Origin of the sequence: Curtobacterium sp. MCPF17_047 (genome assembly GCF_003234045.1) — a bacterium.
In the GTDB taxonomy this organism is placed as follows: Bacteria; Actinomycetota; Actinomycetes; order Actinomycetales; family Microbacteriaceae; genus Curtobacterium.
Genome location: NZ_QKSF01000010.1, coordinates 110449 through 124992, shown reverse-complemented (window position 1 = coordinate 124992; position 14544 = coordinate 110449). Strand labels below are relative to the sequence as shown.

The 14544-nt window shown below is 67.1% G+C and carries 14 protein-coding genes and 1 pseudogene; 10 read left to right on the top strand and 5 right to left on the bottom strand.

Annotation, left to right across the window (positions count from 1 at the left end):
- Nucleotides 1–13 precede the first annotated feature (13 nt).
- Nucleotides 14–172: pseudogene (locus tag DEJ33_RS11800) on the bottom strand (methionine synthase); the annotation flags it as partial.
- Nucleotides 173–298: 126 nt separating this feature from the next.
- Here DEJ33_RS11800 and DEJ33_RS11795 point away from each other — a divergent pair.
- Together DEJ33_RS11795 and DEJ33_RS11790 are read left to right on the top strand one after the other, a co-directional pair.
- Nucleotides 299–1903, top strand: coding sequence for a hypothetical protein (locus tag DEJ33_RS11795; RefSeq protein WP_111195068.1), 1605 nt, complete (start codon nt 299–301; stop codon nt 1901–1903).
- A gap of 6 nt (nt 1904–1909) precedes the next feature.
- Nucleotides 1910–2374, top strand: a complete 465-nt coding sequence (locus tag DEJ33_RS11790; protein WP_111195067.1) for a hypothetical protein — start codon at nt 1910–1912, stop codon at nt 2372–2374.
- 177 nt (nt 2375–2551) lie between these two features.
- On the opposite strand, the gene DEJ33_RS11785 is transcribed toward DEJ33_RS11790, so the two are convergent.
- Nucleotides 2552–3772: an MFS transporter gene (locus DEJ33_RS11785; RefSeq protein WP_111195066.1), complete on the bottom strand. Its 1221-nt coding sequence runs from the start codon at nt 3770–3772 to the stop codon at nt 2552–2554.
- A 1152-nt stretch (nt 3773–4924) separates the two neighbouring features.
- Between DEJ33_RS11785 and DEJ33_RS11780 the strand changes: the two genes are divergently transcribed.
- A complete protein-coding gene (locus DEJ33_RS11780; protein ID WP_111078550.1) occupies nt 4925–6811 on the top strand; it encodes an alpha/beta hydrolase in 1887 nt (628 codons plus the stop codon).
- Nucleotides 6812–6956: 145 nt separating this feature from the next.
- Nucleotides 6957–7355, top strand: coding sequence for a hypothetical protein (locus DEJ33_RS11775; RefSeq protein WP_111078549.1), 399 nt, complete (start codon nt 6957–6959; stop codon nt 7353–7355).
- Between the two features lie 194 nt (nt 7356–7549).
- On the opposite strand, the gene DEJ33_RS11770 is transcribed toward DEJ33_RS11775, so the two are convergent.
- Nucleotides 7550–8089 (bottom strand): hypothetical protein, encoded by a 540-nt coding sequence (locus DEJ33_RS11770; protein WP_258374784.1) that lies wholly within the window; start codon nt 8087–8089, stop codon nt 7550–7552.
- Between DEJ33_RS11770 and DEJ33_RS11765 the strand changes: the two genes are divergently transcribed.
- The 5 genes from DEJ33_RS11765 to DEJ33_RS11745 are packed head-to-tail and all read left to right on the top strand — an operon-like array spanning nt 8067 to nt 11203.
- Complete coding sequence (locus tag DEJ33_RS11765) at nt 8067–8399, top strand: hypothetical protein (RefSeq protein WP_111195065.1); 333 nt, start codon at nt 8067–8069, stop codon at nt 8397–8399. The two genes, DEJ33_RS11770 and DEJ33_RS11765, sit on opposite strands and share 23 nt — an antisense overlap.
- A 51-nt stretch (nt 8400–8450) precedes the next feature.
- On the top strand, nt 8451–9050 hold the full coding sequence (locus tag DEJ33_RS11760; protein WP_146242605.1) for a DUF5819 family protein: 600 nt from the start codon (nt 8451–8453) through the stop codon (nt 9048–9050).
- Nucleotides 8978–10018: an HTTM domain-containing protein gene (locus DEJ33_RS11755; protein WP_220034481.1), complete on the top strand. Its 1041-nt coding sequence runs from the start codon at nt 8978–8980 to the stop codon at nt 10016–10018. Before DEJ33_RS11760 ends, DEJ33_RS11755 begins: the two co-directional genes overlap by 73 nt.
- Complete coding sequence (locus tag DEJ33_RS11750) at nt 10002–10835, top strand: serine hydrolase (RefSeq protein WP_181437298.1); 834 nt, start codon at nt 10002–10004, stop codon at nt 10833–10835. The genes DEJ33_RS11755 and DEJ33_RS11750 overlap by 17 nt, the downstream gene beginning before the upstream one ends.
- Nucleotides 10832–11203, top strand: a complete 372-nt coding sequence (locus tag DEJ33_RS11745; RefSeq protein ID WP_111195061.1) for an SdpI family protein — start codon at nt 10832–10834, stop codon at nt 11201–11203. The genes DEJ33_RS11750 and DEJ33_RS11745 overlap by 4 nt, the downstream gene beginning before the upstream one ends.
- 201 nt (nt 11204–11404) lie before the next feature.
- Here DEJ33_RS11745 and DEJ33_RS11740 read toward each other — a convergent pair whose 3' ends face one another.
- Nucleotides 11405–12454, bottom strand: a complete 1050-nt coding sequence (locus DEJ33_RS11740) for a methionine synthase (protein ID WP_111195060.1) — start codon at nt 12452–12454, stop codon at nt 11405–11407.
- Between the two features lie 32 nt (nt 12455–12486).
- Entirely contained in the window at nt 12487–13479 is a 993-nt protein-coding gene (locus tag DEJ33_RS11735; RefSeq protein ID WP_111195059.1) for a putative oxygenase MesX, read from the bottom strand.
- Nucleotides 13480–13597: 118 nt separating this feature from the next.
- On the opposite strand from DEJ33_RS11735, the gene DEJ33_RS11730 reads away from it, so the two are divergent.
- Nucleotides 13598–14539 carry a LysR family transcriptional regulator gene (locus DEJ33_RS11730; RefSeq protein WP_111043938.1) on the top strand — a complete coding sequence of 314 codons (942 nt, stop codon included), beginning with the start codon at nt 13598–13600 and terminating at the stop codon, nt 14537–14539.
- Nucleotides 14540–14544 lie beyond the last annotated feature (5 nt).

Here is a 14544-nt window from a genome sequence, read left to right as displayed (position 1 = left end):
AACCAAAGCATCTGAGCTTGTCGGCGTCCACGAACGCGAGCGCGCGGCGCAGGACCTCGGCGACTTCTTCGGGTGTCTCGACGGTCTCGGTCGCGACGTCGATCGCCCCGAGCATGACGTTCTTCCCGCGGACGAGTTCGACGAGTTCGGGCGGAACGTGCGGGTTATTCGAGGTGTTCGCACCGACTTCTGCGATCACAGGCGCCTGCGATGAGGCGGGATCTGAGGAGAAGACGGTTCAGGCGCAGCCTTCCAGTAGAGTCGCAGTCCGAACCGGGGTGGGTCGGAGGGGGACGTCATGGGGAAGATCGAGTTCGACGCAGCGGCAGCAGATGCCGTCATCAGGGCGGCCACATCGGCGGAGGACGAGCTCCGCGCTCAGGCCGGTGCTCGGCGGTCCGCGGTCGAGGATGCAGCGGCAGACTTCTCTGGGACCTACGCGGACCGGTTCACCGAGTCCGCCTTGGCCGAGTCGGCTGACCGGGGCAAGCTGGCGTCGGTCCTGAACGACCTAGCCGGGCAGGTGCGCGACGCCAAGGCCGCCGCGGAGGCCGAGGAAGAGCGGCTGGACGCCCTCGATGCCTGGAATGAAGCCGAACGCAACCGCCAGCAAGCCGCGGCGACGTCGCTGATCGCCATGAGTACCCTGCCCCCGCTCGCAATCCGGGCACCGAAACCCTCGGAGGTCGCAGTGCAACCGCCGGCGATCCACGCGGCGTTCACACCTCGCGAACGAAGCCGCTCCGGGGGCGGCACGGGTCAGGGGCGGAGCTCGGCAGACCCGGCACGACTGCGTGGCTTCAGCACCGTCAGTATGGCGAATGACGTAGCTGCGGAAGCAAAGGCCGTGACCCTCGCCGTTTCGTGGAAGGCGTTCACCGCTTCGTGCTCTTGGGTGCGGATCGACGGGTGTACCTTCCTGACGGGGTTTGAGCGGTTCCTTGAGGAGAACCGCGCTGATGCTGTGTGGATCGACCGCATCGCAGACGCATTCGAACGTGCTGGGAGCGATAGGTCCCTGAAGAACACCGCCATCGACAAGATGACCGACGACAAGCTCGTCCGCAATGTTGAGCGGCTCTTCGCCAAGGGCTTGACCCCCACCGAGGTCGCGGCGACCTCGGTGCTGAACGCCTTGGGGAATCTCGAAGACGTGGGCGAGGCAGTCCTCCGCGCGGAAGCAGAAGCGGCGTGGCCGTACGTGCAGGATGCTGCAGCGGTCGCCGGGAACGTGTTCGCCTCGATGGGCAATGCCATGGTCCACCACCCGGACGAGATCATCGAACTCCTCGGTGGCCTGGCGACGATGGTTGGAGGAGCAGCGATGGAAGGCGGGGGTGTCGCACTCGACATCACCGGCGTGGGAGCGATCGCCGGAGTGCCGTTGAACATCTCCGGTGCGGCGGTGATGGCAGCGGGTGCCACAGCGGCTGCAGCAGGCGCAAGCCAGCTCGGTGTGCACGCGATGACCGATGACCGAGTCAGCCCCAACCGCACCGACCACGTCGAGCAGGCGAAGAAAGACCCGAACGGCCCGAATGAGAACCATCCCGGGCGCAACAACAAGGGTGAGTACCGGTCGGAGGGCAACGACAAGGCGCGTGCTGACTCCGCTCAGAAGGAGGCACAGGGCCTCAAGCAGTACGAGGAGCAGCGTGGCGTCGACGTCGACGTCACTCGCGTGCGCGCATCACAAGACGGAGCAGACCGGGTTCGGTACTACGACGGTCTGGTGAAGAAGGCGGACGGCACGTACGAAGGAATTGAAGTGAAGAGTGGCACGTCGAAGGACGCCAGTCAGGAGGCGTTTGACAACGGCGTTTCCTATGACAAGCCTGCGTATGCAACGCTGCGTGGGGAGCGCATCAAGATCACCTCTGTCGCCTACGAGCACGTGGAGTAGCCCGCTTTGATCATCATGAAGACCAACGGTTCTGTCAGCAGCGTCCTGAACGACACGTTCCGCCCGGTCCCTGACCAGATCCGCCGCAGCCTTGGCCTGCTCGACAACGGCGACCACTTCGCGTGGCTCGTCTTCTCCGCACCGATCGACGATCAGACCTGGCGCGCCGGTCCGCAGTCGGTCATTGACGAGTACGGCAACTCCTACCTCCAGGCCGGGGGCACCGCGGAGAAGATGAGCGTCGAGCTCCGCCGTCTTGAGGACGACGGCGAGTACCGGTTCTACGTGATCGGCCGTGACCACGACCTCGCTGAACCGCTCACCGAGACCATTGACGTGCAGGCTGCTCATGAGCCGCGGCACCCGTCAGAGCTCTTCACGGCCGACCAGGCAGCGCCGGTGTTCGTGCACTACGTCGAACACCAGACGGTCCCCGACGGCTACACGCTCCGTCTCATCGCCGACATGTGAGGGGTGGGGCGCAGCCGCCGCGTGTCTGTGACCCTGATCCGGACTGGAGGCTCGGTACCAGCCGGCACCGAGCCTCCAGGCCGACCAGATGGAGCAGCGTACTCGGCTGCCTGTCGACAGCTCGTTCCGGACTATGTCCGCTCAAGCTGATCGCATGGACCGCGTCGGTCGCATCCGCTACCGGCTGAGCTCGTCCTCGACGAACGTCGGGCGGCCGAGGGGGATCGCGGGGATCGCTGCCGCGAGTGTGACGGCGAGGAGGAAGAGCAGCGGCAGCGTCCAGCCACCACTGGCGTCGTGGAGCAGCCCGACCAGCAACGGGCCGAGCGCTCCGAGTGCGTACGCGGTGCCTTGGGCGAAGCCGCTCAACGCCACAGTTCCGCCGTGTGTCCGGGTGCGGACGTTGATGAGCACGAGGCAGACGGGGAACAGGATCGAGCCGCAGCCGATCAGGAGCACCCAGAGCAGGGTGAGCGGCGCCGGTGCGAGCAGCAGGCCGAGGTATCCGAGAGCGAAGCTCAGGACGCCGGCGGCGATGAGCCAGCCGACGTTGCGGAGTCGGGGCACGAGCAGAGGAGTGATCAGCGCGCCGGGAACACTGATCACGCCCGTGACGGCGAGGAGGACGCCCGCTTCCGTCGGCGTCGATCCGGCGACGCCCTGCAGGATCTCCGGCAGCCAGGCGAAGGCCGCGTAGGTGCAGATCGCGCTCGAGGAGAAGAGCGCGGTGATCGACAGTGCGGCGCGGGATCGCCACAGACGGGTGACGACCTCGGTGGGTGCGGGGCTGACGAGACCGGCGTCGGTGCGGCGCAGTCGGCGCTGCTGTGCGAGGACGATGAGCCAGGGAACGAGTGCTGCCGCCGAGGTGACTGCCCAGACGGCGAGCGAGGTCCGCCACCCGGCGTACTGCGCGATCGGTGCCGCCAGGGCAGCCGGCACCGCGGTGCTAACTCCGACGATGCACGCGTAGACCGCGGTCAGCAGGGCCACCCGGTCGGGGAAGTAGCGACGGACGACGGACGGCAGCAGCACGTTGCCGACACCGGTCCCGGCGAACGCCAAGATGCTGCCGACCAGCAACATCGCGACACCCGGTGCGACCGCGCGGACGAGGTGGCCGACCGTGATGAGGGCCAGCGCGAGGACGATCCCGCCGTCGAGCCCGAGGCGCCGTGCGACGCGTGGGGCCGTGAACCCCGAGGCCGCGAACAGCAGCGGCGGCAGGGTGCCGAGCAGGCCGACGTCGAGGTTCGAGACGGGGAAGTCGGCCCGGACGTCACCGATGATCGGCGAGACCGCAGCGACTGCTTGGCGAAGGGTGAACGCCACGAGCACGATGCCCAGCAGCGCGGCCGTGCGACCCGCCCACAGTGGAAGGCGACGGCTCTCGAGCATCTGCCGAGTCTAGGGGTGAGGTTGCTTCGTCTCATGGTGCGGCCGGGGCTCCCAGCGGCCAGTGCTCCAACTTGCCGTCGGGGGCGACAAGCTCGTTCCGGACGATGTCCGCTCCCGCCGCCAGCGCGCCGAGCTTGTCGAGCGCTACGCCGGTGTCCGTGCACTACGTCGAACACCAGACGGTCCCCGACGGCTACACGCTCCGGCTCATCGCCGACAGGTGAGGGGCACCCCGCCGTCCGCGTGTCCGCGACCCTGTGCCTGACTGGAGGCGCGGTGCCAGCTGGCACCGTGCCTCCAGTCCGAGGAGATGGAGCAGTACCGTCAGCTCCGCCCCGACAGCTCGCCTCGGAAGATGTCAGTTCGCGCCGCGCTGGCGGCCCCCGCGCTCCCGCGCTTCCTCGGGTCACCGGCGCTGCTCATGCCGGAGGCGTCGTACCTGCACCCTCATTGTCGTCTGCTCCCGCAGGACCTGTACCGGCCTGATCGAGGTTCTCGTGCGGATCACCCATGTCGCCGGTCGCTCTGCCAATGGGGGACAGCCCGAAGTGCTTGCGGACGGCGTTCGCCTCAGTGGCGGACACGGTGTTTCCGGCTCCGGGGGAGGGTGCACCCTTGATCGCGCTCTTCGCGTACCCGACGTGCAGATCCGTTCCGTCGAAGGTGGCGTCTTCGACCGGGACGAGCGCGGAGTGGCCTCCGAAGAGTCCTGTCGCGACGCTGACGAACGCAGCGCTGCCGTCCTCGTCGGAGGGGAAGACCTGCGCGACCTTGCCGACCGATGCGCCGTCGCGATCTCAAACTGGCGCGTTTTTGACCTCGTAGATCATGCTCTTGGTGATCATGCGTGTAGTCAACGCCCCAGGCCTGACCCGTTTGTGTCAGCGCCCGCGCGGCCGGCTCGAGCGCCTCACGAGATGATCGTGGAGATGTTGCTACAGCGCAGCGGTCTGGGTGGAGCTCCCGCATGACAGTGCATCGTCACGTTCGTCGACGGATCGTCCAGCACGGTCGGCGACGAGTGGGAGGCCAGTGATGACCTGCAGCTCGGACAGCCGCCCGATCGAAAACTGGCATGTGGAATACGTGACTTCAGGGGGAGCTTCACGCTAGGGTCGGAACCCGGACCGGGGTGGGCCGGAGGGGGACGTCATGGGAAAGATCGAGTTCGACGAGGCGGCGGCAGACGCCGTCATCAGAGCGGCCACGTCGGCGAAGGACGAGCTTCGCGCTCAGTCGGGGGCTCGTCGGTCCGCCGTCGAGGAAGCAGCGGCTGACTTTTCCGGAGCCTACGCGGACCGGTTCACCGAGTCTGCCTCGACTGAGTCGACCGACCGGGGCAAGTTGGCGTCCGTCCTCGACGACCTCGTCGGTCAGGTGCGCGACGCAAAGACCGCTGCGGAAGCCGAGGAAGACCGGCTGGACGCCCTCGACGCGTGGAACGAAGCCGATCGCAGACGCCAGCACGCTGCGGCGACGTCGCTGATCGCCACGAGCACCCTGCCCCCGGTCGTGATCCTGGCACCGAAACCGTCGGAGGTTGCGGTGCGACCGCCGTTGATCCATGCGGCGTTCGCACCCCGGGAACGCAGGCGGTCCGGGGGCGGCACGGGTCAGGGGCGGAGCTCGGCAGACCCGGCACGGCTACGCGACTTCAGCACGGTCAGCCGGGCGAACGATGCTGCTGTAGCAGCGAAGGCCTCGACGCTCGCCAGCTCGTGGAAGACCTTCACCGCGTCGTGCTCCTGGGTGACGATCGACGGGTGCACCTTCGTGACGGGGTTCGAACGGTTCCTCGAGGAGAACCGAGCCGATGCTGCGTGGATCGACCGCATCGCCGACGCGTTCGAGCAGGCGGGGGGCGTCGGATCACTGACGAATGCCGCGATCGACAGGGTGACCGACGACGAGCTCGTCCGAGACGTTCAGCGGCTCTTCACGACGGGACTGACCCCGACCGAGGTCGCCGCGGTGTGGACGGACCTCGGTCTCACGAGGGAAGACGCTACGGACCTCGCTCTGCTTCCGACCTCGGTGCTGACCGTGTTGGGGAATCTCGAAGGGGCACCGTACTGGGCACGCAGCGCTGCGAACGTCGCCGTGCTCGATCGCCGGATCGCGTCCGCGAAACAGTTCCTCGACGACCTCGATCGTCCGGACCGCGTCTACAGCGCTGAAGCGCGCAAGAACGCCGAAGACCTCTCCGCACTCGAATCGATCAAGTCTTCTCTCAGCTCCGGCGGTCCGAGTGCACCGCGCACGCTCACGGTGCTCAGCGCGGACCATCCGCCCCTGGCAGCGGTCTCCATCGGCGATCTCGACGAAGCCGCCAACGTCACCTGGGCGGTGCCGGGGATGGGATCGAGCACGGGCAGCATGACCGATTGGACGGATGCCGCTCAGAACGTCTACAGCGAGCAAGCCAAGGCGGTCCCCGCGGGTCGCGGCACCACGAACGCCGTCGTCGCGTGGATGGGGTACGAGGCGCCGCCGGTCCCGCCGGCGAGTGCCGCCGTGTTCGGCAGCGACTTCGCGAAAGCCGGTGGAGAGAAGCTGGCCGCGTCGATCACGGGCCTCGATGCGACGAGGGCCGGTACGATTCCCACGGTCAACGTCCTCGGGCACTCCTACGGCACGACGACTGCGTCCTATGCCCTCACGACCGAGGGTGTGCACGTCGATTCGTTCACCGCGATCGCGTCGGCAGGCATCCCGGACAGCATCCACGGGGCAGACGAGATTCATGCGGATGCGGTCTACGCGGGGCAGGCAGAAGTGGTGAAGCCGATCATCGAGCACTGGAGTGGCGACGAATGGGCGGCGGTCGGGCGTGACTTCAGCTCTGACCATCATCAAGATCCGACTGCTCCGGAGTTCGGCGCGACGAGCTTCGGCGCTGACGGGGCGCCGGGCCTCAAACCTGTCCGTGACCACGGGGTGCACACCTGGTACGGCGGCGGGTACCTCGACGAGAACACGCAGTCGCTGCAGAACGTCGGGTACGCCACGACCGGCCAGCCAGAACTGTTGACGAAGTGATCACGCCGATCTCGCTGAAGCGAGCCGATCTGGAAGGAACTGCCAGATGAAACCACCTCGGCGGAAAGCCGTCACCGTCCTCTGGGCAACAGGAGCAGCCCTGCTCACCGTCGCCCTTCTCACTGGTTGCAGCGAAGGATCTGGCATGAACGCGAAAGAAGCGAGACAGTCCATCGTCAAGTTCGTCGACGGATCGACCAGCGTGGTCGGTAGCGGGTGGGAGCCCAGTGACGGCCCGCGACTCGGAAAGTGCGGTCTCGGCATGGGGCAAGGCGGCGTCCAGTACGTTTACGCGATGGTCCGTTCTGCGAGCGCTGACCCGAAGGCGGATGTCGTTGCGGTGGAGCGTCACTGGAAGGACCTCGGGGTCACGACGGAGCGCTACCAGACCGGCGGGGAGGACCCCATCCTCGGAGTGCGGGGCAGGGGCGGTCCGGTGAGTTCTTCGGACTTCCGCGCCGATCCCCGGGGGTACACGATCGACGGCAGCTCGCAGTGCATTGCGGGTGACTTCGACAAGATGGTTCTCGACAGCCAGGAGTGACGAAGCGGAGCTGACCGACGGTCAGGCCCGAAGAACGGAGCGCTCGGCCAACGTGAGCTGCTGGCCGGAGCCGAGCCGCGTCTCCAGACCGGACCGCGAGCCAGGCGCCTCGCGGACGCGACGTGCAGGACGGCTCGCCTCGTTGCTGAGGCAAGCCGTCCTGTGGAGCTGAGCCGCCCTGCGGAGCCGAGCCGCTAGCTCGCTGCCGACGCGGCAGTGCCGGTGAGTTCGCTTCGCACGATGGCCGCACCCGCCGCCAGCGCGCCGAGCTTGTCCAGCGCAGCACCCCACGCCAGGGGAGCCATCCCGCAGTTGGAGCTCGGGATGAGCTCGACGAGCTCGAGCGGGACCTTGGAGTGGATGCTCTCGAGCGAGATGATGTCGATGGATGACTGCTGCAGGAGCGGGAACGACTGCTCGTACTGCCGCCACTCCGGCCCGAGCGTCGCCTTCCAGTTGTTGTTGGCTTCGATCCCGTAGCCGTAACAGATGTGCACGGCGGTCTGCGCGCGGAGGCCCTCGGCGGCGCGTTCGAGTGCGGCCACGCCCCAGTCCTGTACCTCGTCGTGGAAGACGGTGAAGGCGGGCTCGTCGAACTGGATGATGTCGACGCCCGCGGCTTCGAGCTCCAATTGCATCGCGTCTGACAGGTAGACCTGTCGGTCTGCAACTGATACACAGGTACTCCAAACAACAGATTGGAGTTCGAAGATGAAGTTCAGAACGAAGCTCATCGATTCCGCTGCTGTAGTCGCGGTCGGAGGCACGTTCCTGCTGGCTGCGCCGGCTCAGGCTGCTCAGGGGTCCTACGAGCAGTCCAGCGCGATGGCAGACGTCGTCGCGAACCACGGTGCCTCGTCGATGGCCTCTGAGCCAGAGCAGCGCGGAGTGGTGGGTGTCGCGAAGGCTTTGGCAGCAGGGTTCAAGGCGGCCAATGCGCCGCGGGCGGCGGGGAACGTCGCTCGTCTCGCGAGCATCCTCGGTTTCGCCGCGGAGGCAAGGCAGCCGTCGGCACAGCTCGAGTCCGCCTACTTCGATCGCTGACGAGTACGAGGGGCCCGTCCCAGTGGGCGGGCCCCTTCCTCCTGGAGAACCATGCAGAAGTCCTTGCTTGCAGCCACTGGAGTGGCAGTCGCGGGAACGTTCGGTGCTTGCGCCCTGGTGCTGGCTGGTCCGGTCACGCCGATCAAGTTCGACGTTGCCCCGGTGACGTCCCTGCTGAATCCACACCTCTCCCAGAACTGGCAGCTCTTCGCGCCGGATCCCATCAGCGATGAGCGCGGTGTGGTTGCTCGCGTGCGGTGCCAAGGCGAGGCGACGGATTGGACCGACATCTCTTCGTCCGCCATCGCGCGGACCCAATCGTCGAGGTTCTTCCCGGATCGTGAGAGCCGGATCGTCAGCAATGCTCTCGTCGAGCGCTTTGCACAGGACGACATCAGCAAACGACTCGAGACCAGGGGCAAGGAAGACCTCGTGCCCTCCGACGTCGGGACCGAGCGACGAGCAGAGCGCGTCCTGGCTCGCTACGCGGCACTGCGGGTGCTGTGCCCATCTGCGATGAACGCTGATGACCAGCCCTCTGCCGTGCAACTTCGGTTCGTCGTCCAATCGCTCCCGCCGTGGTCGAAGCGCAGCGACGATGCAGCCCGCGCAGAGCCTCGCATCACGGACTCGGAATGGATCCCCTTGTGACTCGCGCGCTTGGTTCCCGAATCCGTGCCGTTGCCGACTGGATGGTGGACGCGCCTCGTGCGACCACCGCCCTGAGCCTGCTCAGGGCGGTCATCGGTGTGGTGTCGGCGGCGCTGTACATCAGGCAGTACGCGGGGCGATCAACGTTCTTCGGTCCGGACGGTGTCTACGGACTCGAAGGCATCCGCGATTACACGGCCGGTATCGGGACCTGGAGCCTCTACGCAGCGTCGGATTCGGCGGTGTTCTTCGAGGTCGTCTTTCACATCGGCCTGGCGGTCGCGCTGCTTGTCACGCTCGGCGTGGGTGGCCGTCCGGTCCTCGCGGCGCACTACGTGCTCCTCTGGTCGCTCTACATGGCGAACCCGGCGTTCATGGACGGTGGCGATGCCTTGGCCGCGTCAGCAGTGCTCTTCCTCTTGCTGACCAGGTGCTACTCGGCGTTCACCATCGTCAAAGGACGTCGAAATCGGGAGGCAGGCCCGTTCGCGTCAGTCCTCAACAACACGGGACTCCTGCTCCTGGTGACCCAGGTGACGGTCGTCTACCTCATGGCTGGGTTGTACAAGGTGCAGGGTGAGCTCTGGCAAGACGGCACGGCCCTGTACTACATCCTCAACGTGCCGGAGTTCTTCCTCCCGGGGATCACCCCGTTGCTCGTGCAGTCCGATTGGCTGATGGTCATCGGTGCGTACGTCACTGTCCTCACTTCGGTGTTCTTCCCCGTCCTCGTCTTCTTCCGTGCGGGGAGGCCCGTCGCAGTGACGGCGATGCTCATTTTCCACCTGGCGATTGCCGTGCTCATGGGGCTGACGTCGTTCGCCCTCGTGATGGCCGCGTTTGATCTGCTCTTCGTGAACGCCCACGTCGTCGGTCTCCAGCGCCGCGCTCGGTCGTTGTGGGACGGCGCTGCCGCCCGCATCTCGGCCCGTCTGCAGAGAGAGGGACACAGTGCGGAATCCGCTTGAGAGTTCTGGACACTGGCGCGCAAGCCTTCACGCCGGCGATGGCTGGAACACGCTCCGTGAGCCCCGCGGGCCGTACGCCTCCGCTTCGCTGCTCGAGTGGGGGAGCATCACGAAAGGACTCGTGGGCACGACGGCCTGGCTCACCCTCGAGGTCGAGCGGCCGGTCGTGCACTACCTCCCCGGTGTGCCCGACGCCGAGATGACCGTTGCTGACCTCGTCCACCACACCTCCGGGTTGCCGCGGCTTCCGGCCGCGATCCGCGACAGCCTGTTTCGCGACCCGTACCGAAAGGCCGTCGGCGTTTCCCTCGAGCTGGCGGCTGCGGTACCAGTCGCACCCCGCGGCCGGTTCGTGTACTCGAACCTCGGGTACGCGCTCCTCGGCGCCGTGCTCGACGCCGTTCACGGCGACTGGTTCGCCGCCGTGCGCCAGCAGGTTCTCGAACCGGCGGGGGTCAGCACGGCGGCGCTCGTGCCTGCTCTGTCAGAACGCGTGGTGCCGAGGCTCTTCGGTCGTCCGATCAAGCCGTGGGTGCTCGGGGAGTCGTCGTTCGCGGCTGCTGGCGGCGTCTGGTCCACGTTCGACGATCTCTGTCGCTATGCCGACTGGGCGCTCGAGCCTGGTGCTGGGCCCGCTCGTACGGTGAGCTGGCAGCGAGAAGGGGCATCGACCTGGATCAACGGCGAGGTGCGGGCGGCAGGAGCGGTCATCGCCAACGCTGCGGGAGTCACCGCCGCGGTCCACACGCTCGCCAAGGCTCCCCATGCGGCCGACACGATCGCCACGGCGCTCATCGAGCAGGAGGCGCGGCGGTGAAGTCCCGCCAGTTCCGTACTGGTTCCTTCCCCCATGAGAAAGTGAGACAGCAAATGGTTTCCGTCGAGATGGTTGCTGCGGTGTTGACCATCGTCTTCGCCGTGTTGCCCGCGCGCGGTGTGATCGGCCGGAATTCGTTCGTCGGTGTTCGGACGCGAGCGACGATGCACGACGCGGCAACCTGGCGCCGAGGGCATCAGGCTGCTGTGCTGCCCACCAGTGTTGCTGCCGGCGGCGTCATCGCGCTCGGGATGGCCGCAGCTGTGACGGGGCGGACGAACGACGTGTCCGCGGTGATCCTCTGCGCCGCCGTGCTGCTTGCGGGAGCGTTCTGGAGCGTCGCCGCTGCGCATCGAGCAATTCGGTAGGCAGCTTCGTGCTCCACGCTGCTGGCCCTGTCGGTCCGTCGGTCAGCATTCAGTAGACGAGTGACGCCGGTACCAAGGCGACCTGTCGGTCGGACGGCAGCCGAGCCTCCAGGCCGGATCAAGTGCCGAGCACCTTGCGGACGCGACGAACAGGGCGGCTCGCCTCCTTCCGGAGGTGAGCCGCCCTGCAGCTGGTGTCGTCTAGCGCTCGGACGGGACGGCGGTGCCGACGAGCTCAGCTCGGACGATGGCCGCCCCCGCCGCCAGCGCGCCGAGCTTGTCCAGCGCGGCACCTCGCGCCAGCGGCGCCATCCCGCAGTTGGAGCTCGGGATGAGCTTGTCGGCGTCGACGAACTCCAGGGCACGACGAAGCACCTCCGCGACCTCCTCCGGGGTCTCCACCGTCTCGGTCGCGACGTCGATGGCGCCGAGCATGACCTTCTTGCCCCGGATCAGCTCGACGAGCTCGAGCGGGACGTGGGAGTGGATGCACTCGAGCGACACGATGTCGATCGACGACTGCTGCAGGAGCGGGAAGGACTGCTCGTACTGGCGCCACTCCGCTCCGAGCGTCTCCTTCCACTTGTTGTTCGCCTCGATGCCGTAGCCGTAACAGATGTGCACGGCCGTCTCAGCGCGGAGGCCCTCGGCCGCACGCTCGAGTGCGGCGACACCCCAGTCCTGCACCTCGTCGTGGAAGACCGTGAAGGCGGGCTCGTCGAACTGGATGACGTCGACGCCGGCCGCTTCGAGCTCCCGGGCTTCTTGGTTCAAGATCGTGGCGAACTCCCACGCCAGCTTCTCGCGGCTCTTGTAGTGGCGGTCGGAGAGGGTGTCGATCATGGTCATCGGGCCGGGGAGCGCCCACTTGATCGGGCGATCGGTCTGGGCACGCAGGAAGCGAGCGTCGTCCACGAACACGGGCGCCCGGCGGCTGACGGCACCGACGACGGTCGGGACGGCCGCGTCGTACCGGTCACGGATGCGGACGGTCTCCTTGCGCTCGAGGTCAACGCCGTCCAGGTGCTCGATGAACGTCGTGACGAAGTGCTGGCGGGTCTGCTCGCCGTCGCTGACAATGTCGAGGCCGTGTCGCTCCTGCTCATGGACAGCGGCTCGGAGTGCGTCCTGCTTGCCCTCGGTCAGTGCTGCCCCCTCGAGCAGCCAGGGGGACCAGAGTCGCTCGGGCTCGGCGAGCCAGGAGGGTTTCGGCAGGCTGCCGACGATCGCGGTGGGCAGGAGGGTGCTCATGTGCAGGTGGTTCCTGTCGGGTGGGGTGTCGGTCAGAGGGAAGGGACGGCGGCGCGGGTGGCCCAACGCTCGAGGAGTGCTCGGTGCGGCGTGACGAGGTGCTCCTCGGTGTACCGGCCCTGGGTGATCGCGAGGCGGCTCCGTTCCTCGCGGTCGTACGAGACGGAGGGCACCAAGTAGTCCGAGTGCGCGAGGCTCGGGCGGTAGGTGCTCGGCGCGGCCGTGTTCGCGTTGTAGATCTCCGGTCGGTAGATCTTCTGGAACGTCTCCATGGTGCTGATCGTGCCGATGAGCTGCAGGTCCGAGTAGTCGTTGACCAGGTCGCCGCGCGTGTAGAAGGCGAGCGGCGCCTTCCCGCCAGCGGGCATGAAGTACCGAACCTGCATGCCCATCCGACCGAAGTAGTCGTCGGTGAGCGACGAGTGCTCGTGGTCGTACTCGGCCCCGAGGACCGGGTGGACGTACTCCGTCTGCCGGTAGGTGTGGCTCGTGGAGACGCTGATGCAGACCACGGGCTCGGCAGAGAACTGCGACCGGAAGGCATCGGACTCGAGGAAGCGCTGGAAGAGCTGCCCGTGCAGCTCGCCGAAGTCTGAAGGGATGCCAGCGCTCTTGTCGAGCGACGGCAGCAGCACGGCGAAGTCGTAGTCGCGCAGGTACGAGGAGAAGTTGTTCCCCAGGATCCCCTGGTGGCGCTCGCCGGTGTGCTGATCGACGATCGTGACGTCGAGCATCTCGAGCAGGGGGAACTCGCCGGACGAACCCTGGTCGACGAAGTGCGCCGTGGCCGAGACGATGTCGAGCTCGACGCGGTAGCGATCACCGGCCGAGTCGACCGAGCCGGCCGAGCCAGCGAGGTCGTTGCAGCGCCGGTCGATCATGTCGAGGGCGGTGCGGAGGTTCTGCTGGCGGTGCTCGCCGCGCGCCAGGTTGGCGAAGTTCGTGGTCAGCCGGGAGCTGTCCGAGGGGGAGTAGTCCTCGTCGAACCGTGTCCTGGTGATGCTGAAGGTGAGGTCGTTCGCCATGGTCGGCAGTCCGTACGTCGAGTGCCCGGGGGCTCGGGGAAGGTGTCCCACGATCATGACTGCAGGCGCGGGTCATCAGGTAATACCGAGGCCCTATGCGCCGGTATAGCCTGCGCCTATGGCTCGGGTCTCGAACGACATCACCCTGCAGCAGCTCCGGTACTTCATCGAGGTTGCGACGGAGGGCTCGATCAGCGCGGCAGCTGACTTGCTCTACGTCGCGCAGCCGACGCTGTCCGCGGCGATGAAGGACCTCGAGACGCGGATCGGACGCCCGCTCTTCACCCGCTCGGCCCGGGGAGTCGTGCTCACCGTCGACGGCGTCGAGTTCCTCGGGTACGCACGACAGGTCGTCGAGCAGGTCTCCCTCCTCGAGCAGCGCTACGTCGGTGGGCAGCCCTCGCGTCGGCTGCTCGGGGTGTCGGCACAGCACTACTCGTTCGCCGTGGAGGCCTTCGTCCGGATGGTCGAGGCGGCCGCTGCGGACGAGTACGAGTTCTCCCTCCGCGAGACGCGCACGTGGGACATCATCGAGGACGTCCGCACGCTGCGCAGCGAGGTGGGCATCCTCTACCGCAACGACTTCAACCGCCAGGTCCTCGGCAAGCTGATGCGTGACGCCGGCGTCGTGTTCACCCCGCTCTTCGTCGCGCAACCACACATCTTCGTCGCCCGGCGGAACCCGCTCGCGTCACGGGAGCGCGCGACCCTCGCAGACCTCGCCGATCTGCCTCGGCTGACGTTCGACCAGGGCGCGAACAACTCCTTCTACCTGGCGGAGGAGATCCTGTCGACGATGTCGAGCAAGCGGGAGATCCGCGTCTCGGACCGGGCGACGATCTTCAACCTCATGATCGGCCTGGGCGGGTACACGATCTCGACCGGCCTCATCAGTGACGACCTCGACCCGGAGATCGTCGCCATCCCGCTCGACGTCGACGAACGCATCGAGATCGGGTGGATCGCCCACGCCTCGGTGCCCCTGACCGTGCAGGCGCAGGCCTACCTGGACGAGCTGCGAGCGGTGGTCATCGGCTACGGCGTCGAGCCGCTCGGGTAGGCGGG

Bases quoted from the DNA above. Each gene is read 5' to 3' on its own strand.
- DEJ33_RS11740 (WP_111195060.1), bottom strand. From the start codon at position 12,454: ATGAGCACCCTCCTGCCCACCGCGATCGTCGGCAGCCTGCCGAAACCC.
- DEJ33_RS11770 (WP_258374784.1), bottom strand. From the start codon at position 8,089: ATGAGCTTCGTTCTGAACTTCATCTTCGAACTCCAATCTGTTGTTTGG.
- DEJ33_RS11795 (WP_111195068.1), top strand. From the start codon at position 299: ATGGGGAAGATCGAGTTCGACGCAGCGGCAGCAGATGCCGTCATCAGG.
- DEJ33_RS11775 (WP_111078549.1), top strand. From the start codon at position 6,957: ATGAACGCGAAAGAAGCGAGACAGTCCATCGTCAAGTTCGTCGACGGA.
- DEJ33_RS11735 (WP_111195059.1), bottom strand. From the start codon at position 13,479: ATGGCGAACGACCTCACCTTCAGCATCACCAGGACACGGTTCGACGAG.
- DEJ33_RS11765 (WP_111195065.1), top strand. From the start codon at position 8,067: ATGAAGTTCAGAACGAAGCTCATCGATTCCGCTGCTGTAGTCGCGGTC.
- DEJ33_RS11760 (WP_146242605.1), top strand. From the start codon at position 8,451: ATGCAGAAGTCCTTGCTTGCAGCCACTGGAGTGGCAGTCGCGGGAACG.
- DEJ33_RS11785 (WP_111195066.1), bottom strand. From the start codon at position 3,772: ATGCTCGAGAGCCGTCGCCTTCCACTGTGGGCGGGTCGCACGGCCGCG.
- DEJ33_RS11730 (WP_111043938.1), top strand. From the start codon at position 13,598: ATGGCTCGGGTCTCGAACGACATCACCCTGCAGCAGCTCCGGTACTTC.
- DEJ33_RS11780 (WP_111078550.1), top strand. From the start codon at position 4,925: ATGGGAAAGATCGAGTTCGACGAGGCGGCGGCAGACGCCGTCATCAGA.